The sequence below is a fragment of the Adlercreutzia sp. ZJ141 genome, assembly GCF_011038965.1.
In the GTDB taxonomy this organism is placed as follows: Bacteria; Actinomycetota; Coriobacteriia; order Coriobacteriales; family Eggerthellaceae; genus ZJ141.
Genome location: NZ_JAAKEB010000003.1, coordinates 1 through 19,469 on the forward strand (window position 1 = coordinate 1; position 19,469 = coordinate 19,469).

Genomic DNA, 19,469 nt, shown 5'->3' on the forward strand with positions numbered 1-19,469 from the left:
GGGGGCGGGGGTGGCCCTCGGGGTCGGTCGTTTTTGGCCCCCCGCGGGGGTAAAAATAACCTACGTCCCCGATGTCCCACCCCGTCCCCGATGTCCCCGTCCTTCCCCGATGTCCCACGGCACGTTGTGTCGCACTCAGCACATAAAGGAGGATTCATGGTAAACATTGTGCTTGTGGAGCCAGAAATCCCGCAGAATGCGGGCAACATTGCGCGCACGTGTGCTTGCATTGGCGCACGCCTGCACCTTGTGGAGCCCATGGGTTTTCGTCCTACTGAACGCAACCTGAAGCGCGCGGGATGCGACTACTGGAGTCAGGTTGACATCGTGCGTTGGCCCTGCGCTGAAGCGTTTTTCGAAGCACAGCGGTCAGGTGAGGCGGGGCCGGGTGCGCTGCATCTGTTCACCGGTCAGGCACGGAGATCGTTTTCCCAAGTGACATATGGCCCCGATGATTTCCTGGTATTCGGGCGCGAGAGCAGCGGGCTTGCGCAATACATCATCGACACGCATGAGGGAAGCTGCGTGCGCATTCCCATGCGTGAGGGATTGCGCAGCTTAAACCTCAGCAACGCCGTAGCTGTGGCCGCTTACGAAGCGCTTCGCCAGCAAGGGTGGCCGGGCTTGATATAGGTGATGCGGGGGCCTTCCGAAGTGTCATTCTGAAGTTTCATTCCAAAGGCTTCCGTCGGTACTTTGCCGAAGTAAAGCGATCTTTTTCTTCTTTTTCGCGAATGCGTAACAATGCAGTCGTATACTCGCTGCGGCAAGCAAACCGAACAAGGAGGTCTTTTATGGCTCGTGTGTACAACTTCTCCGCCGGACCGGCGGTGTTGCCTGAAGAGGTGCTGCGCGAGGCAGCCGAAGAAATGCTCGACTACCGCGGAACGGGCATGTCGGTCATGGAGATGAGCCATCGCTCTAAGGCGTTTAAGGCTATCATCGACGAAGCCGAGGCCGACCTGCGCGATCTCATGGGTATTCCCGACAACTACAAGGTGCTGTTCATGCAGGGCGGTGCTTCTACGCAGTTCGCTTCTATCCCGATGAACCTCATGACAGGTTCGGGTAAAGCCGACTATATTGTCAGCGGTTCGTGGTCGAAAAAGGCTTACAAAGAAGCTGCCATGCTGGGGGACGCCCGCCTGGTCGCTTCGAGCGAGGACGGCAACTTCTCCTACATTCCCAACGTCGACGAACTTGAGTTCGACCCGCAGGCCGATTACGTGTACATCTGCGAGAACGAGACAATCTACGGCACGAAGTACCACAAGCTGCCCGAAACCGGTGACGTGCCGCTTGTGGCCGACGTGTCGTCGTGCTTCTTGTCTGAACCCATTGATGTTGCCCGCTATGGCGTCATCTATGGCGGCGTGCAGAAGAACGTTGGGCCGGCCGGTGTTGCTATTGTTATCATTCGTGAAGACCTCATCCGCGACGAGTGGCTGACCAACACGCCCACCATGTTGAAGTTCAAGACCGCCGCCGACAATGGCAGCATGTACAACACCCCGCCGTGTTACACCATCTATATTTGCGGCAAAGTGTTCAAGTGGCTGAAGGCTCAGGGTGGTCTCAAGGGTATTCAGCGCCGTAACCAGCAGAAAGCCGCGCTGCTGTATGATTATCTTGATTCCACCGATTTCTACACCGCTACTGCCGCCAAGGAGGACCGCTCGATCATGAACGTGCCCTTCGTCACGGGCGACGCCGATCTTGATGCGAAGTTCGTGGCTCAGGCGAAAGAGGCCGGTATCGAGAACATCAAGGGACATCGCAGTGTAGGTGGTATGCGTGCAAGCATCTACAACGCTATGCCCATCGAAGGCGTGCAGGCGCTCGTTGACTTCATGAAGAAGTTCGAGGTCGAAAACGCGTAAGCAACAGGGTGTGTGAATATCTGGCGTCATAGTTCGACAATGAGGCTCGCTGACTACTTCTCTAAACATCAGGGTGCATAAACATCAGGCGTCATAGTTGGCAAAAGCTCAAGAGTGAATACGGCCCGGCATTTCTGCCGGGCCGCTTTGATAAAGGATGACAAAGAGAGATCCTTTGATACAGGATTTCACTTCTCTATCATCGTTACCATTGCTGCTACAGTTACAAGCGTCTCCGTGGCCTTTGCAATGCGGCTAACTTTGCACAATCGCGCATTTCGTGGCTTTTCTGCCATGTTTGTCCGAACAGGTGTGTCTGAATGTCGAGCTCGGCTACCTTTGTTCTCCCGCTTTTATGGCGGTGTGCAGGGCGGCTACTTCTTCAGGGAAAAGCTCGCACCAGGTGCTACGTGGTGTACGCACGGGATCAAGCGACACTGGGCCGAACGATTCGCGATGCAACGCCAACACCGGATGCCTCACGAACTGCAACATGCGCCTCACCTGGCGGTTTCTTCCCTCATGAATGGTTATGCGCACCACTGATCGCCGTGTTGCGCGCTGCCGACAGATGCGGGCATACTGCTTCGATGCCCCGGGAGGTACCGGACTTGGCGCATCGAGCAGTGTAAGCGCCGATCGTTCACGCTCGCCATGTAGCAGCTCAACGCGCGCTGGTAACGTCATGCCGTCATCGAGCGGTACGCCATCGCGCAGCGCTTGTAGCTGGCCGGGCGATGGCACGCCATCGACAAGCGCGAGGTAGGTCTTATCCACATGTCCTCGCGGGCGCAAAAGCCCATGTCCCAATTCTCCATCGGTTGAGAACAGCAGCAGACCGGTTGTGTCCTGATCGAGCCTACCGACAGGGAAAAGCCCCGGGTAGTCATTCGTGGGAACGAGGCTGGCTACCGTGGGCCGCCCTTGCGGATCAGACATGGTAGTGAGCACGCCGAGCGGCTTGTGTAGCATAAGGGTAGTGGCCCCTTGTGCCAGCCGTACCGGCTTGTCGTCGACCGCAACCGTATCAACACGTGGGTCAACCTTGCTGCCTAGCTCGGTAACAACCTGCCCGTTTACCGTCACGCGTCCGGCGGTCATCAGGTTTTCCGATCCGCGGCGGCTGGCCACACCCGCGCGTGCTAAAAACTTCTGCAACCTCATAGGAACAAGGCGTTCGGATTCCTGCGGGTTATCAGAGCCCATGCCCGCTGTACCTGTCGGCTTACTCATCGTCTGTCTCGAACGTGAGTGAATCGAAATCGATCTTATCAACCAAGCCGAACGCCTGCGCCATCGCATCGGCGAGCATATCCTGCGCCGCATCGCTTGCGGCTTCCTGTGCATCGAGCGAGTTTGTGGCTCCTTCTACCTTCCCGACACCTTCTTCACTCGCAGTATTCCCACTCACAGTACTTGCGCCGATTGAACCCAACGTATTATCGTCCGCTCCGTCGGCACCCGCAGCCGCCACGTCGCCACTCGCATCAACGCTTGCCCCCATCGGGCCCGCATCAACACCCATACTTGTCGAATCAGCAGCAACCGAGCGCACGGCAGGCGCATCTTCTCGCATAACGCTAAGTCGCTCGCGGATGAGCGCGCGTGTGGTGTCATCGGGCGCAAACTCGGCAAGGTCGGGCAAGTCGGCCGGGCTTCGCAGCCCGAACTTTTCCAAAAATGCCCGCGTGGTGGCATAGAGCACCGGATTTCCCGGAGTGTCGGCCACGCCCGCCTCGCGAACCAACCCCTTTTCTACCAGCGAGTTAATGGAGCTGTCGGAATTCACACCGCGCACGCTGGCAACACCAGCTCGCGTGGTCGGCTGCGTATACGCGATAATAGCGAGCGTTTCCATGGCTGCCTGCGACAGGCGGCGTGTATCCCACGACAACACATACTTCTCAATAAGCTCGTGATAAGCGGGATGCGTAAACAGCCGCCATCCACCAGCAACTTCACGCAGTTGGATGCCGCGATTTTCTTGCTCGAACCGCTCGCGCAAACAGATGAGCGCGTTTTCGACGGTGCGCACATCGGCTTTAAGCATCTCGGCCAATGTGAGCACGCCAACCGGTTCGTCAGTCACAAACAGCAGCGCCTCAATGGCGCCGGGCAATTGCTCTTGCCCGATTTCCTGAGCCACGTCGCTTTCCTTCCTTCGCATCCATTGCGTTCTGCACGCCTTGGCGCCCTTGTGTGCTTTTGCTCTCCCTCGCACACCTTGGCGCCCTTGTGCTCTTACCTGCTGCTTTTTGCACATCTACTCGAGAGCACTTACCTGCTACCCACGGACACCTATCCGTTCTCCAACGAAGTCAGTGCATCGTCGCCGGTAAGAACAAGCTCACCCGACCCTTCGATGTAATCGATGTCAATATCGCCGAACTCACACGACTGCTCGATATGAACCATGCCGCGCTTGTACAGCTCGAGCACTGCCAAAAACGTGACCACCACCAGCGGAGTGTTAGTGCGGCCGTCAATCAGCTCCGAGAACCGCATACGTCGCTTGTTCACAATGCGCTGGTGGATGGCTCGCACGTGCGCTTCAACCGGAATGGGCTTGGCGGCAATATGCTCCGATTCCAGCAAAAACACCTCGCGGCGCGCCAACGCTTCCGCTGCAAGCAGGGCAAGTCCGTCAAGTGTGACGTTCTCCAGATAGTCGGGCATAAGACCCAAAAAACATGCATCAGGGCCAAACGGCCGCACATGCATGCGTCCCTCGGCGGCAAGCCGCGCACCCAGCGCCTGCGCAGCGTTTTTGTACTGCTTGTATGCGATCAAGCGCTCCACCAGTACCTCGCGTGCTTCGCTGGGAGCAAGCTCTTCTAGCTCATCTTGTACGGCATCGCGCTCGTGTGGCAGCAAGCTTTCGGCCTTAATTTCAAGCAGCGTGCTGGCCACCAGCAAAAAATCGCTCGCAACATCCAGGTCGAGGGTGCGCATACGCGACACCTCAGCTAAATACTGATCAGCTATCTGAGTTATGGAAATAGACCCAATGTCTACCTTCTGCCGACTCACCAAATACAGCAGCAGGTCAAAGGGTCCCTCAAAGCTGTCTATGCGAACGCGGTACGCCATGCGGCCAGTGCCGCCTTACAGAAACGCGAGGCCTGAAAGCAGGCTGCCCAGCGTCCCCGCCGTCCAATCCAGATAGATGCCGATGGGGTTCACATGAAACACGTACGGCACAAGTATAACTACAACCAGGAAAATGGGCATGGCGTACTGCTGCACTTTGTAGTACTGGGGCAGGTACTTTCTCGGTAGGAAGAACAGCAGCAGCGACGAACCATCGAGTGGCGGCAACGGAATAAGGTTGAAGAACATGAGGTAGAGGTTCAGCATGATTGACAAATAGAAGAAATCGATCAGAACTGATATCACCGAAAAGCCTGTCGGAATACCCAGCGGCGCAAACTGCGCCACAATGAATAGCAGCAGCGCCGACACAAGCGCCATACACAGGTTCGCCACAGGGCCCGCCATGCCTACCAGCATGTCACCCTTGCGAATGTCTTTGAAATAACGTGGGTTATACGGCACGGGTTTCGCGTAGCCGAACACCGGGCCACCTATAGCCATAAGCATAAGCGGCATGATGATCGTTCCGAAGGGGTCGACGTGCTTCGCAGGGTTCAGCGACAACCTTCCAGCCGTCTTAGCGGTAGGATCCCCCAGCTTGTACGCTGCAAAACCGTGCGCCACCTCGTGAAATACGATGGCGGGAATAAAGCAGAGCACTTGAAGAACAACGATGTAAAGATAATTGTTTGACATGGGACGAAGTGTAGCGCAACCCGATGCGCCACCACGTGCCCGCAACCCGATTTACACAGATTCAGCTGCGAACCGCGTCACACCATAAGTCGATCCACCACAAGCCACGACACAAGCTACGCCACAAGCCAGCTCGCGAACTACACCAACGCAAAAGACCCACCACAAGCCACGCTGCAAGCCGACTCACGAGTCGAAGCGAAGCTTGTCGCTATGTTGTAAGGCATACTTTTGCCGCTCGTCTGGGATATTGAGTCAGAAAAGTTACAGCGTGTTACCAGGGTGTTGCCAGCCTACCCGCCACTCCCTGTCACGCGATATCCTGCGGTTCTGAAGATGTTGCGAGGTTTATGTTGGTATAATGCGCGGCGGTGCATGAAGCGCGCTCCCGCGCAACGCACGCGAATCCCCACTCCTTACAACAGTTGGGATCGCCCTATACGAGCGAGAGAGGGCCCTATGCGCAACTACGATACGAAGAAGCTCCTTGGATTCATCATACCTTCGGTCATTGGCGTCATCCTGTTTATGATTCCGGTTAAATTCGACGGCAGCTGGACGATCATCGTCAAGATCATTGCTGACATGCTCGGCGGCGTACTGGCCGATTTCCTACCGCTGCTTTGTGTGCTTATCGTAACCGTATCAGCAGTGCTTGGAGTGGCGTCACTAAAAAAGCCGTCGTTTCTGACCACATATCCCATCATGAACGAAACGTTTTCGACTACACCCATCTGGGCGGTCATCCGTATCCTAGGCGCCGTATTCGCTTGGCTTACCTATCTGGGCGTGCAGGCTGACGGGTCGGGTCCTCTTCACATGATCACCGAAGCTGATGCGGGTGGCTTTGTGATGAACGACCTGCTCACCGTGCTTGTCATCATCTTTCTTCTGGCCGGTCTGTTGCTGCCGCTGTTGCTTGACTTCGGCCTTCTCGAATTCATTGGCGCGCTGCTAACGAAGTTCATGCGCCCGCTGTTCAAGATTCCCGGCCGTGCTGCGGTCGACTGCATCACCTCGTGGATCGGCGACGGCACCTTGGGTGTTATGCTTACCAACAACCAGTACGAGAGCGGCTACTACTCAGCGCGCGAGGCCTCCATCGTGGCTACCACGTTCTCGGCGGTGTCAATTACTTTTAGTATTGTCGTGCTCGCCCAGGTCGACCTGATGGACTACTTCGGATTGTATTACCTGCTCATTTGCTTGGTCGGCGTTGTATGTGCTCTTATCGTGCCGCGCATTCCACCTCTGCGCTGGAAAAAGGATGAGTATCTGGTTGAAGGTAAGGCAATGGCCGAAACATTGCCCGAAGGCTACACGTCATCGGTTCAGTACGGTATTGATCTCGCCATTAAACGTGTGGAAGAACATCGCGGCATTACCCAATTCCTCGAGAACGGCCTAAAGAATGCCGCTGGCATGTGGTTTGGCGTCATGCCCGTGGTTATGTGTATTGGCACATTGGCTCTGCTGCTCTCGAACAACACCCAAATCTTCGAGATTCTGGGTCTGCCGTTCATGCCGCTGCTCGAACTGTTGCAGGTTCCCGAGGCGGCGGCGGCGTCCAAGACTATGATCATCGGGTTTACCGACATGTTCACTCCCTCGGTCATTGCTGCGGCCTCTATCACCACTCCTATGACGAAGTTCATCGTGGCGGTAATATCGGTCACGCAGCTCATCTACCTGTCCGAGGTTGGCGGCCTGATCTTGGGTTCGAAGATTCCCGTGAACTTGCTCGAGTTGTTCATTATCTTCCTCGAGCGCACCATTATCAGCCTGCTCATTGTGGCCCCACTCGCACATCTGATCTTCTAACCGATCACCAAGGCCCTCGAACGGGATTGACTCCCGGTCGAGGGCGTCGTAGGGTTGGTTGTCAAGCTTAGTGCAGGTTCGGGGGTGCGGTCGTTTTTCTGGACTCTCTAGGGCCTATTCCCAGCACGGCGTGTAGTGCGGCCAAGGTGCATTCAAATACTTGGTATACATCTCCTTGGGATTTATACTTACTATATTTGATATATTTACTATACTTGATATAGTTCATTCGCGAGGGAATACTTCTATGCGATTCAATGTCCCCTATTTGCGCGATTACGTGCTAAAACCTACCGAGGCAGAGGCGAATCTCGAGCAGTTGGAGGCTTGGGGCGTCTGAGTGTGTCGCCCTTTGACACGCCTGTTCGGACAAACGTGTCAGAAAATCCACGAAATGCGCGATTGTGCAAAGTTAGCCGTAGCTTCTGCCACTTTTTTCACGAAATGTACGATTTGATGGAGTCGGCAAAGCTCACCAATTTTTCAGGAAATAAGCGGTCGTCTCTGACCAGGGAAAATGTAAAGGTGCTCTTGAGAAATAAAGGGCGGTTTTCGTTCCCTGCCTATTTCTACTCATTTTTACCGCTTCAAATCGTACATTTCGTAAAAAAAGTGGCAGAAGCTACGGCTAACTTTGCACAATCGCGCATTTCGTGAGTTTTCTGACACATTACAGAGGAAACGGAATCGCTTGCAGCAATAGCAACCATAGTAACGATGAAAGCGATAACACATTCGATCTTCGTTGTTCTGCCGAAGGGAAAATCTGCTGGCTTGTTGAATGATGTTCGCTTGCTTGCGGGGTGCGTTTACAATACAGGAACGCTCGAAGCGAGTTCAAATTACAAGCAAGAAAGCACTACCCTTATGCAAGAGAACATGCAAGAATGCGCGGGCGCACCCACAGCGCATGCGACGGGTGGCTCGGAACCTGTTGTGGATGCGGTTGCCTGTGCAGCAGCGGATTCCGTCGTGCCTGTATCTGAGAAAAGCGCACCCGCACCTGTGCCTATATCCGCACCTGCGCCTGTACCCACGTCCGCACCTGGGCCTGCGCCTGTGCCCGCGCCAACATCCGCACCTTTCTCCGCCATTGCGGTGGCGGGGTTGGGGCTTATCGGCGCGAGCTTTGCGGCTGCGATTAAGCTCGCCATGCCTCATGTGCGCATCGTGGGTGTTGACACCGACGCAGCCACACGCATTGCCGCTATTGACAAACGCTGGGCTGACGCGGCCTATGCTCCCGATGACGATGCGTTGCGTGAGTTTGTGTGCAGCGACTGCGAGCTTATGGTGGTAGCAACACCGGTTGCTGCTGTCGACGATTACTTTTCCCGCTTAGGTGAATGGGGTTACGGCGGCGTGGTGACCGATGTGGTGTCCACGAAGGCTCACATTCTCGACGCTGCGGCGCGTCTGCTGCCTGAACCCAACAACTACATTCCCGGGCATCCCATGGCAGGTTCGGAAAAGTGCGGCATCGACGCCGCTCGGGCCGACCTGTTCGAAGGTATGAACTGGATTCTTTGTCCCGACGCAAACACGGTGCCGGAGCATTTTCAGGCCATGCACGAGCTTATCACCGGCATTGGTGCCCGCGTGATCTCGTTGCCGCGTGAAGACCACGATCGGGCTGTTGCCATAGTCAGTCACGTGCCACACATGGTGGCTTCGGCACTCATGCGGCTGGCGTGCCGCCATGCCGACGATTCGCAAGCACTCATGCGACTGGCCGCTGGCGGGTTTAAAGACTCCACGCGTATTGCTGCCGGCTCGCCGAAGCTGTGGTGTGGCATCGCGCTCGACAATGCAGGTGCGCTTACGGCTGGCCTGCGCGAGATGCAGGACATCATCGGGTCATTCGCCGACGCAATCGATGCAGGCGACAAAGCGGCCCTCACCGGCTTGCTTACCGATTCTGCCGACGCGCGTCGCGCGCTTCCGGCTGCCTGGGTGCCCTCCACCGAAAAGCTGCTTGAAGTGCGCATTCCTATGACCGACCGCACTGGTGTGGTGGCCGAGGTGACCACCATCGCCAGCTCGGTGGGCTGCAACATCCAGTCGATCGAGATCGACCACGTGACCGAGGACAGCGCCGTGTTGTCGCTCGTGCTCACCGACGAGGGCGACATGGGCCAGCTCATGGGGCAGCTCATTATGGCGGGCTTTGCGGCGTCGTTTTCGCCGTTGTCTCCGAAGGAGCATGTGCATGTCGACTGATTGCGAACGAATTGCGAACGCCGCTGTACCGTCGGCCGCATCTTGCGCGACTCCGGTGTCTGAGTGTTCCGTAACCACCGTTAACCCGTTGCCTGCGCCCGTATGCGGTATTGCGCGCGTGCCGGGCGACAAGTCGATCTCGCACCGTGCTGTGCTGTTTTCCGCTATGGCTGAAGGCACCTCGAACGTGTCGGGTGTGCTCGATTCGGCTGACGTGCGCTCGTCGTTGTCGGCCGTTGCCGCGCTCGGTGCGCGAGTTTATGTGCGTGAACAGCCCGACGGCAGTTTGGCTGGAACTATCGAAGGGTGGGGAGCGTACGGTCCCTCGCAGCCTGCTGGCGCTATCGATTGCGGCAATTCGGGCACGACGGTGCGCCTGCTCATGGGTATGCTCGCCCCGTGGAGCGTCGATGTCGAGCTGACAGGCGACGCGTCGCTTTCGCGCCGTCCGATGAAGCGCATTACCGGGCCGCTTTCGGTTATGGGTGCGCGCTTTCAGCCCGAAGACCGCGAAACGCTGCCGCTGGTGGTTGCGGGCAGTGGGCGGCAAAGGCCGCTTGTTGGCATATCGTACGATTCGCCGGTGGCATCTGCCCAGCTCAAAACGGCATTGCTGCTGGCGGGCGTGTTCGCCGAGGGTGAAACCGAAGTGCGCGAGCCGGCACCGTCGCGCAACCATACCGAGCTCATGCTTCCCGAATTCGGCGTGCAAGTGCGCGCGGGTGACTGCTATGCGGCGGTACGCGGCGGCCAGCGCATGCATGCGGCCGACGTGGCCGTTCCGGGCGATCCATCTTCGGCGGCGTTTCCGGTGTGCGCGGCGGCGCTTGTGCCGGGAAGCGATCTGACGATCGAGCAGGTGAGCGTTGCTCCCGCGCGTATTGGGTTTGTTCACGTGCTTGAGCGCATGGGTGCGAATATAACCGCAGAAAACCTGGCTCCTGCTGGCCGCGAGCCTATCGGTTCCATTACTATTCGCTACACGCGCGGTCTTCATGGTTGCGACGTGCAGCCAGACGAGATTGCCTCGATGGTCGATGAGATTCCCGTGCTCGCCTTGGTTGCAGCGCATGCAAACGGCGTAACCAGATTCAAAGGTGCCAGCGAGCTGCGCGTGAAGGAAACTGATCGTTTCGCCGCCATTGTCGAGGGACTGGCGAAGCTCGGCGTGCGCGCGTGGTGCGAAGGGTCGTGCGACCTATGCATCGAAGGCCGCTCTGGCATGAAGGTGCCGACGGGTCTTGAGTTTGATTCGCTGGGAGATCATCGCCTAGCTATGACGTGGGCACTTGTTGGCTTGACCGGAAATGAGTCGGTGCGCATCCGCGATTTCGAGGCGGTTTGCGTAAGCTATCCGCAATTCTTGAGCGATATGGAAAGGTTGGCGCGATGATCGTTGCTATCGATGGCCCCAGCGGAGCGGGGAAATCCACTGTTGCTAAGGCAGTGGCGAAGCGGCTTGGCTTCTCGTGTTTAGACACTGGCGCAATGTATCGCGCCGTCGCTTGGCAGGCAGTGCACGATGATGTGCCGCTTGATGACGAGTGTGCGCTTGGACGCATTGCGCGCGACTACGACATCGAATTCGGTCACGAGGCAGGCGATCCGGTTCCTAAACGCGTGTTTATCGGTGGCGTGGAGGTGACGCAGGCCATCCGTACGGCCAATATTGATCGTGCGGTGAGCCCTGTGTCGGCGGTGCCTGCTGTGCGTGAGGCGCTGGTTGATCAGCAGCGCCGTATTGGGAGCGCGGGCGACTACGTAATCGAAGGGCGCGACATTGGAACGGTGGTGTTTCCCGATGCTGAAGTGAAAGTATTTCTTACTGCCTCCGATGAAGAACGTGCGCATCGTCGCGTGCGGCAAAATAGGGAACGCGGCGTGGGCAGCGTCGACTACGATGAGGTGTTAGCCGATTTGCGCCGTCGCGACAAAGCGGATTCTTCGCGTGCAACAAGTCCGCTTGCCCAAGCGGCCGATGCGGTGCTTATCGACTCAACGGGACGCGGTATTGACGACGTTATCAATGACATCGTGCGCCGTGTTGAGACGAAACGTGCGACAAGGTAGCACTCGTAGCGTGTTTACTCTCGGCTTCACCGCTTCTGTTTGCGTTGGGTGGGGCGCGCGTTCGCGAGAGTTTTCAGAGATGAATTCGATAGAAGGGGATTTGTAATGGCGGCAGCTTACGAGAAGCTTTGGGATATGCCTCTGGACAAGCGCGCCGCCCGCATTGCGGGTGAGCGGGGTATTCCGTTGTGGTTTGCCTATCTGGTGTGCGCGGTGGTAGGAACCGTGTTCCGCATTGCTTTCCGCATGCAGGTGACCGGACTAGAGCACATTCGCGGGTTCGAGGGTAAGCGCGGAGCTGTGGTCATTGGTAACCATGTGAGTTATCTCGACGTGGTGTTTATGTTCCTAGCGGTACGTCCCAAGCAGTGGTTGCGCATGGTTGCCCGCGATGACCTGTTCGTCAAAGGCGGCGGAGCGCTCGGGTGGGCCATGTCGCACGTGGGGGCATTTCCCGTTAAGCGTGATACGGCCGATCGCAGTGCGGTGAAGCGTGCCGCGCGCATGGTGAAATCCGGCGAGTTGGTAGGTATCATGCCTGAAGGAACCCGCCGCGGAAAGAGTGGTAAGACCCCCGAACTACACGCTGGCGTAGCACTGATTGCCAAGATGGGTCGTGCGCCAATTGTGCCCATGACGGTTCGTGACGTGGAGAATATCAAGCGCCACGGGCAGCACCTGCGCTTTCCGAAGGTGACCATCGAGTTTGGTAACCCCATTCTGGTGTCCGATTTCGACTTCCTACCGAAGGAAGACCGCCTGGATGCGTGTACGTGGTACGCCATGCGCGAGGTGTTTGCCCTGAATCGGCGCGTGGCACCCGAAGAAGTTGATATGCGCGAGCTGTTTCCCGATGCTCGCGATTTCTCTGAGGTGTTCCTACAACATAGTGTGCCACGACACACCGCTTGTGAGCTTGCGAGTGGGCACGACGTATGGGCGGAGGCGTAAACGACCATGAAGGTACTTCGAGCTGATTGCGCGGGCGCTTGCTACGGCGTGCAACGTGCGCTTGACCTGGCGCTTCAGGCAGGCGAAGGGGACGCGATTGCATATACGCTTGGTCCGCTTATCCACAACCCGCAGGTGGTTGCTCAGCTTAGCGAGCGCGGTGTGCACGCGGTTGACGATCTGGGCGACATTCCGCTTCCGCAGGCGGCGGAAGCAGTGGTAGTGGCGGACATGGCGGCAGTGGCGGACGTGGCGGCAACGGTAGCAGCGCCGGACTTGCCGGGAGAGCAAGTTGCGCCTGTAGCTCGCCATGTGCCTACGGTGATCATTCGCAGCCATGGCGTAACGCCCCAGGTGAAACGCGATGCTCTGGCGCTCGGGTTGCCCGTGGTCGATGCGACGTGTCCGCATGTGTCGCGCGCCCAGAAGGCAGCCGAAGAGCTTGGATCGTGTGGCATGCACGTGATAGTGGTGGGCGAGGACGGTCATCCCGAGGTTGCTGCGCTCGTGGCGTGTGCTCGCGAAACTGGTGCGGAAGTGTCGGTCGTGGGTGACGCTAGCAGTATCCCAACGCGCATTACGCAGCCAGTTGGTATCGTAGTGCAGACCACGCAGAAGCGCGCCGTGCTCGATCGCGTGGTGGATGCGCTGCGAGAGCGGGGCATTGAGCCGGTGGTGAAGAACACTATCTGCTCGGCAACTACCAAGCGGCAAGATGCCGCCGAACAGCTGGCTCGCCAGGTTGATGCGATGGTGGTTATCGGTGGGCGTAATTCGTCAAACACGACGCGCTTAGCTGAGCTGTGTGCTGCTGCATGTGTTCGTGCGTTTCATATCGAGCGCGCTGACGAGATTGAGCCCGCATGGTTCGATGGTTGCGTGACGGTGGGCGTCACGGCGGGCGCGTCAACACCCGAAGACCAGATCGCATCGGTAATCGCACGGCTCGAGTCGCTGTAGTCAGTCCGTCTTTGGTGTGGAGGGGGGTCACTTTCTGTCGTATTTCTTATTGTCTTCTTGCGTGTGGGTAACGAAACCCTTTCACGCCCAAAACAGGTTCCAAACGCTTGGCAGGTAGTGTTTGGGGCGAACTATGATCCTTGCTGTAACGAAGGGATTTCCCTACGACGGCAAGGAGCGAAGAAGACATGCGGAATCAAAGCGGCGGAAACCTGGCGCTCGCGCGGGCATGCACGGTGGTGAAGCTTCTGTTTATGTGTGCGATCGCTGTAACGGCAACGTATCGTCTCGATACCTACGTTTGCGCTGCTTCTGTGGTCGAGGCTGTTGTGATCTTTCTGTTGTCGGAGCTCGTGTGGCAGCACAGCCAGAAGGCCGGATGGCTGGTTAACTCGCTGCTGGCGTTGCTGTATAGCGCCCAGATGGCGGTGCTGCACTTTGGTGGAAGCTTCATTTCCGTTGTGATGCTATCGAATCTGTGCTTTGCAAGCTCTCTGTCGGGAAATGCCGTGCCGTATCTGATAGCCGCAGTGGTTGCAGTGGGTGCAAGCTTCTTGCCAGTACACTTTCCCGAAACGCTTTCGCATGCAACCCGTCGCGTAATATCAGGCATAACGCTTGTCTGTTCTGTGGTGCTGGTGGTTGCGTTCTCTCCGGTTTCTCCCATGCTTGCTTGGGTGAACTTGGGTGCCGATGCGATTGCGCTTGCTGAAGACGAGAGAGCGGTAAGCGACATCGCTGCTGATGGCGAACGTAGATTCCAGATGTCGCAGCGGTTTAAGAACGATTCGGTTGTCGATTTCCGGGAAAAAGACGCACGTCTCGCCGATCGGCCAAACGTCGTACTCATATTCATGGAAGGGCTCTCGCAGCACGTGATAGAAGACGAGCGCGACATCATGCCGAATGTCGATCGATTGCAAGCCTCTTCGCTCAGCTTTATGAACTACTACAACCACACGTTTGCTACAGGGCGCGGTCTTGCCGGGCAACTGTACAGTGGCTACCAGCTCGATAACCTTGGCGAAAACGGGCTCGTATCGCTGCAGGATTTGCTTGCTGCCGAAGGTTATTCCACGACGTTCATCAACACCGAGCCCCGCAACTCCGAGTTCAGTGATTATCTCAGTCGCTTAGGCTTCGCCGAGTTTGCAAGCGATGCGTCGCAGGGCGGCTGCGGCCCGACGGGAACTTTGTCCGATCGGGAAGCGTTTGAGCGACTCTACGACACCATGGAGCGTGCGCACGCCGATAGCGACCCGTTCTTTGTTTCGCTGTACACGTTTGGGACGCACGCCTCGCTCGATTCGCCCGACAAGCGTTTTGGCGACGGGTCGTCGGCCGAGCTGAACAAGTTCTACAACGCCGATTGGTGGCTTGGTGAGTTCATGAATCGTTTCCAACAAAGTGACCTCGCGCGCGACACCATTATCGTGTTCACCTCAGATCACTGCACGTACGCCGACGCCGCGTACCGTGAGGCATTTCCCGATGCGCACCGCGAAAGTGCTATGTGTGATCGCATTCCGCTGATCATCTACGCGCGCGGTATGGAGCCGGAAACTGTTGACGCATGTGGGCGAAACTCGCTCGATTTGGCTCCCACACTATGCGACTACCTGGATGTTTCAGGCGAGAACTACTTTTTGGGTACGTCGCTATTTGCCGATGCAGAAGGTAGCGAAGGTGACGCAGGCGAAGGTGACGTGGAGAAAGACGATGTAGACGAAATCGCCGTGGGTGAAACCGTGCCAATCGACTGCCTCTTCACTGAGTCGGTGAACGTGATTAGCACGGAAGACGCGAATGTTCGCGAAGCGCCAGCGCATACGGAAGCCGCCCTGCGCAACCTTCTGCGAGGTTACTACGCAATCGCCGCAAGGTAGCGGGTGACAATAGGGGCAGGGCATTCGGATACTCTGTCATTCATTTGATGCAGGTTTCAAGATAACAGGGTAGACATGTTGGTAGCGCTCTATTATATTACTAATATATAGTCTCAAAGCACGGAGGCGAAGACATGGCGCAACCCATTTCAATCTATCTTTCCGATGATACTCTGGTAAAGCTTGATGAGCTGGTGCGCGAGCGGGCCGAGCAGGACCGCTGCCAGGGTCTTGAGGGTCGCCAGGTAACCAATCGGTCAAAGCTGATAGGGCGGCTCATTGACGAGCGGTTTGGTGAGAGACCTCGGCTTGCAACGGAGACTATTCGGTATGCCGTGGTTGATCTTGCCCGGCAATATGGGGCGGCTAAGGTGAGCCTGTTCGGTTCATATGCGCGCGGAGAGGCGCGGCCGGACTCGGACGTAGACATTCTGCTGGAAAAAGGCGCAATCAAAGGCATGCAGGTTCTTGACTTCCAGGAGGATCTGTCGCGCGTTTTGGGCCGTCCTGTGGACGTGGTTACCACGGCTGGCGCAAGTAAGCGCTTCCTCGAGAGAATTAAGCCAGATGCCATAGTCCTCTACGAAGCCGCGTGAGGTGTAACATGGATCAACACGAAAGAGACATTGAGCAGTTGCACACAATCCTGCGCTACTGCGAAAGGCTAGAGGTGGCCAAGGCACACTTCGAAGATTCGTTCGATCGTTTTCAAGATACGGAGCCCTTCCAAGACAGCTGCAGCTTGTGCCTTATCCAAATCGGGGAGGCGGTCAATCGTCTTTCTGAGGCCTTCTGTGAATCTCATCCCGAAATACCCTGGTCAAAGATTTACGGAATGCGCTGCCATTTAGTTCATGGCTACGAGATGTTCGATGCGGAAATCGCCTGGGATGCCATTCAGAGCCACATCCCCCCGTTGCGTGCGTTTTGCGAAGAGCGCGTGTGCGAATAGCGTCGAAAGGCGCGCGAGTGACCCTATTGTCACACCCTGACCCTATTGTCACCTCAAACTTGCTCTTAACATATGCTAAGAGCAAGTTAAGCATTGTTCGTCAAAAGGGGGAAGATTCAGAAAAGGTGGCCCTTATAAGTCCGGAGGTCCTGTGGAAGCTGCGCAACCTGAAGTTGATAGGATAGACGTTGTAGCTGAGGTCTCGCAACCCGAATCCGAAAATACGATACAGGTCATAGAAAGGGTAGACGGATATTATTTACGCGATGGAGCTCCGACAATCTGAATAGGCTGAAGCAGCACATAAAACAATAGACCGAATCCAATGAGCTTGCAGCAAGCTGGACTCGGTCTATTGTTGTGATTGTCTTCCGCCGAAGAGAGAGGGGAAGGAAGGCGGAAGACAATCTTTAGGAAAGAAGTGGCATTACGAATTAGCCTTGCTTGCCCTCGTTAGGGCTAAATTGGTTGTCGGAGCGCCAGTTGCGATACATCTCCTGATCGTATGCCCAATCGGTGTATGTTTCTTCGCCGTTATCGCCAGGCATTGCCCAAATGTGGCACTGAGAGCAGTAGAACGAGTCGGTTTTCTGGTGAATCTTGTGGCAGTCGCCGCAGGCAACGTTGGTACCGTGAGCCAAGTGCGGGTTGATGGGGTAAGAGGTGTACTCTTCCCAAGTCATCTGGCCTTCTGCTTGTTCGTCAGAAAGACGCCAATCCCACATCTCGGTTCCCTTGCCCCAATCGGCGGTCTGCTCGATCACATAGTCGTAGTCATCGTGGCAGCTCGCGCAGTACTCTTTAAACGTGATGTCCACCTCGAAATCACCCGCTTCGTTGACTCCAAGGGTGTGGCAGTTGGTGCAATTGCCCATGGTGTCTTCGGAGAAGTACTGCTTCATTTCGTCAGCGTGCTCACCCATAATGCGGTCAGTTTCTTCGGTGGTTTCGCCTGCATCGTACTTCGAGAGGATATCCATATGGGTTTGCATGAGATCACCGGTCATATTGAACTGTTCAGGCAGTGAGGCATGGCAGCTCTGGCAATTCTGATGGTCGGCTGTCACCGCCATTGATGCCTGGTCGATATGATCGTCGGGGATAACAGCGGTGGTTTTGCTTCCAGAAGAGCAGGCTACTAGACACAATCCTGCAGTGAGGGCGGCAACCGCACAGGCAATAATCGCCTTCCCGCGCAGGCCACGCCGTTGTTTTGTCAGGTCTTTCAATTGATGACACCTCCTAAGGTGCGTTGTTTCCAGCTGATGGTGCTTCTTTGTGGTTCTAGTACAGAAGCCGACTTACTGCGTCGGTGATGTAGTCGGCGTGAGTGCCGGCCAGAAGCACCAGGAAGCGAAGTGCGCAGCCACCTGCAAGTGCGCATACCGCGCCACCGATACTGGCCCACTTCGCACTGGCCTTTTCGCCCATGGCGATGCTGGCAAGAGCGGCGGCAAAGGGGACTGCAAGACCGATACCAACAAAGAGAATCCAGAACCAGCCAGACAAATCGCCGCTTACCAGCAGTTGTGCCGAACTTGCCGCAGCAAGTGTGGCAGTGTCGTTGCCTACGGTGGAAACTTCGCCGCCGGCAAGCATGGTGGACATAAATGCGAACACTATGATTGCCTCAACAGCAACTAAGATCAAAACCGCGATTTCCATAATTCTCGAGGTGCGATGTGCCTCTTCATCTTTGCGAAGCCACTGGAAGAGGATCATTGTCAAAGCTAGGCCGGTGTCGAGTGCTGAAACCGTGAATAAGCAGGGCAGTAGTGCGGTTCCCCAGAACGGAATGCCGTCGGCCAGCATCAAAAGAACACCGGTGTAAACTGCAACGCCAGCAGCACATACGATGCCAACTATCGAAAGAACTCGACATACAAGTGTAGCCTTCTCTTCGGCAACCTTCGCGATCTTCCCAGATAAGATAACAGCGTTTGCGAAAATAACTATCATGGTTGCCATGAGCAGCCATGCGCCGATGGCCATAAGGGAACCAAAGTTGCTGAAGCTTTGCCACACCATCAAACCGCGCAAGGGGCTGGTGAGCTCGGTCAGCAGGAGCAGCAGGCCAACTGCCAAGCACGCGATAGATGCAAGTGAGGAAATAAACGCAAGCTTCTTATTCTTTGCTGGATCAATTAAGTAGAGCACAGCGGCTGTAATAAACGCGCCAGCACCCACGCCGCCGAGGAAAAGGTATAAGGCGGGCTGCCATCCCCATACCGTTTGAAACTCAATCATCTTTACTCCTTAGGGTTTCTAGGACAGCAGATACGAGGGGCTCGTTGGAGCGGTGATCTGCATGGCCCTTCCGCCGGACTCTTTGATAAGGTCGTCAATGGGTCCGAAATGCAGCGCTCCGTTAGCAACAGCCTCCACGCAAGCAGGTGCCTTTCCTTCGGTGCGGCCGGCAGATAGACACGCATCGCATTTGACCATTCCGGAAGCGTTGTAACGGGGTACATCGAAGGGGCAGGCGGTGTTGCAGTATTTGCACCCTATGCACCGGTCGTGGTCTACTACTACAATGCCGTCTTCCTGTTGTTTGGAAATGGCGCTTGCTGGGCAGGCTTTCATGCAAGACGGGTCAGCGCAATGCATGCACGAGGTGAACACGTGGCGATAACGGCCGTACTTACTCAGGTAGTCGCGCACCTCGCAAAGTGCCTCTTCGTCGGCGGGAATATTATTGGCGGTGCGACAGGCTTCAACGCATTCCTTAAAATCGTTGTTGAACGAAGTGTCGCACCAGAAACCGTACTGAACGGTTTCTCCTGTTTCTCCGGAATCGGCAACTGCTTGCCCTGTGGGGAACACCAGCTTGCCTCCCACAAGAAACGCGCATCCAAGGGCGGCGCCCCCAGCGACCAGGGATCGCCGGGAAATGTTTTGGGATTCTAACATGATGGGTTACTCCTTTAGAACTCGATGGAG

Annotated in this window: 18 protein-coding genes; 11 read left to right on the top strand and 7 right to left on the bottom strand. The window is 56.4% G+C overall.

Annotated features, from left to right (window positions below; genetic code table 11):
• Nucleotides 1-156 precede the first annotated feature (156 nt).
• Nucleotides 157-633, top strand: coding sequence for a tRNA (cytidine(34)-2'-O)-methyltransferase (locus G7Y44_RS01415; RefSeq protein WP_165246980.1), 477 nt, complete (start codon nucleotides 157-159; stop codon nucleotides 631-633).
• Nucleotides 634-794: 161 nt separating this feature from the next.
• A complete protein-coding gene (gene serC / locus G7Y44_RS01420; protein WP_165246982.1) occupies nucleotides 795-1,880 on the top strand; it encodes a 3-phosphoserine/phosphohydroxythreonine transaminase in 1,086 nt (361 codons plus the stop codon).
• Nucleotides 1,881-2,213: 333 nt separating this feature from the next.
• On the opposite strand, the gene G7Y44_RS01425 is transcribed toward serC, so the two are convergent.
• The 4 genes from G7Y44_RS01425 to G7Y44_RS01440 all read right to left on the bottom strand — a co-directional run bounded on the left by G7Y44_RS01425 (nucleotide 2,214) and on the right by G7Y44_RS01440 (nucleotide 5,669).
• Complete coding sequence (locus tag G7Y44_RS01425) at nucleotides 2,214-3,086, bottom strand: pseudouridine synthase (RefSeq protein WP_165246984.1); 873 nt, start codon at nucleotides 3,084-3,086, stop codon at nucleotides 2,214-2,216.
• A 19-nt stretch (nucleotides 3,087-3,105) separates the two neighbouring features.
• Nucleotides 3,106-4,026 (bottom strand): SMC-Scp complex subunit ScpB, encoded by a 921-nt coding sequence (gene scpB, locus G7Y44_RS01430; protein ID WP_241159127.1) that lies wholly within the window; start codon nucleotides 4,024-4,026, stop codon nucleotides 3,106-3,108.
• Between the two features lie 152 nt (nucleotides 4,027-4,178).
• Entirely contained in the window at nucleotides 4,179-4,970 is a 792-nt protein-coding gene (locus G7Y44_RS01435) for a segregation and condensation protein A (protein WP_165246988.1), read from the bottom strand.
• 15 nt (nucleotides 4,971-4,985) lie between these two features.
• Nucleotides 4,986-5,669 carry a site-2 protease family protein gene (locus G7Y44_RS01440; protein ID WP_165246990.1) on the bottom strand — a complete coding sequence of 228 codons (684 nt, stop codon included), beginning with the start codon at nucleotides 5,667-5,669 and terminating at the stop codon, nucleotides 4,986-4,988.
• A 459-nt stretch (nucleotides 5,670-6,128) separates the two neighbouring features.
• Here G7Y44_RS01440 and G7Y44_RS01445 point away from each other — a divergent pair, with 459 nt between their 5' ends.
• From G7Y44_RS01445 to G7Y44_RS01485, 9 genes are all read left to right on the top strand, one after another.
• Nucleotides 6,129-7,490, top strand: coding sequence for a YjiH family protein (locus G7Y44_RS01445; RefSeq protein WP_165045888.1), 1,362 nt, complete (start codon nucleotides 6,129-6,131; stop codon nucleotides 7,488-7,490).
• Nucleotides 7,491-8,357: 867 nt separating this feature from the next.
• Entirely contained in the window at nucleotides 8,358-9,710 is a 1,353-nt protein-coding gene (locus G7Y44_RS01450; RefSeq protein ID WP_241159129.1) for a prephenate dehydrogenase, read from the top strand.
• Complete coding sequence (gene aroA / locus G7Y44_RS01455) at nucleotides 9,700-11,103, top strand: 3-phosphoshikimate 1-carboxyvinyltransferase (RefSeq protein ID WP_165246992.1); 1,404 nt, start codon at nucleotides 9,700-9,702, stop codon at nucleotides 11,101-11,103. The genes G7Y44_RS01450 and aroA overlap by 11 nt, the downstream gene beginning before the upstream one ends.
• On the top strand, nucleotides 11,100-11,780 hold the full coding sequence (cmk, locus tag G7Y44_RS01460; RefSeq protein WP_165045884.1) for a (d)CMP kinase: 681 nt from the start codon (nucleotides 11,100-11,102) through the stop codon (nucleotides 11,778-11,780). The genes aroA and cmk overlap by 4 nt, the downstream gene beginning before the upstream one ends.
• 105 nt (nucleotides 11,781-11,885) lie before the next feature.
• The gene (locus tag G7Y44_RS01465; protein WP_165045882.1) at nucleotides 11,886-12,731 is read left to right on the top strand and encodes a lysophospholipid acyltransferase family protein; all 846 of its coding nucleotides are present in this window, start codon (nucleotides 11,886-11,888) and stop codon (nucleotides 12,729-12,731) included.
• Between the two features lie 6 nt (nucleotides 12,732-12,737).
• On the top strand, nucleotides 12,738-13,691 hold the full coding sequence (gene ispH / locus G7Y44_RS01470) for a 4-hydroxy-3-methylbut-2-enyl diphosphate reductase (RefSeq protein WP_165246994.1): 954 nt from the start codon (nucleotides 12,738-12,740) through the stop codon (nucleotides 13,689-13,691).
• Nucleotides 13,692-13,879: 188 nt separating this feature from the next.
• Nucleotides 13,880-15,577, top strand: coding sequence for an LTA synthase family protein (locus tag G7Y44_RS01475; protein WP_165246996.1), 1,698 nt, complete (start codon nucleotides 13,880-13,882; stop codon nucleotides 15,575-15,577).
• 134 nt (nucleotides 15,578-15,711) lie between these two features.
• Nucleotides 15,712-16,173 (top strand): nucleotidyltransferase family protein, encoded by a 462-nt coding sequence (locus G7Y44_RS01480; RefSeq protein WP_165045876.1) that lies wholly within the window; start codon nucleotides 15,712-15,714, stop codon nucleotides 16,171-16,173.
• A gap of 8 nt (nucleotides 16,174-16,181) precedes the next feature.
• A complete protein-coding gene (locus G7Y44_RS01485; protein ID WP_165246998.1) occupies nucleotides 16,182-16,529 on the top strand; it encodes a HepT-like ribonuclease domain-containing protein in 348 nt (115 codons plus the stop codon).
• 434 nt (nucleotides 16,530-16,963) lie between these two features.
• Here the strand turns inward: G7Y44_RS01485 and G7Y44_RS01490 are convergent, their stop codons facing one another.
• The 3 genes from G7Y44_RS01490 to G7Y44_RS01500 are packed head-to-tail and all read right to left on the bottom strand — an operon-like array spanning nucleotide 16,964 to nucleotide 19,439.
• Nucleotides 16,964-17,758, bottom strand: a complete 795-nt coding sequence (locus G7Y44_RS01490; RefSeq protein ID WP_165045872.1) for a cytochrome c3 family protein — start codon at nucleotides 17,756-17,758, stop codon at nucleotides 16,964-16,966.
• Between the two features lie 55 nt (nucleotides 17,759-17,813).
• On the bottom strand, nucleotides 17,814-18,776 hold the full coding sequence (gene nrfD, locus G7Y44_RS01495; RefSeq protein ID WP_241158210.1) for an NrfD/PsrC family molybdoenzyme membrane anchor subunit: 963 nt from the start codon (nucleotides 18,774-18,776) through the stop codon (nucleotides 17,814-17,816).
• Between the two features lie 18 nt (nucleotides 18,777-18,794).
• Nucleotides 18,795-19,439 (bottom strand): 4Fe-4S dicluster domain-containing protein, encoded by a 645-nt coding sequence (locus tag G7Y44_RS01500; RefSeq protein ID WP_165247000.1) that lies wholly within the window; start codon nucleotides 19,437-19,439, stop codon nucleotides 18,795-18,797.
• Nucleotides 19,440-19,469: the final 30 nt, after the last annotated feature.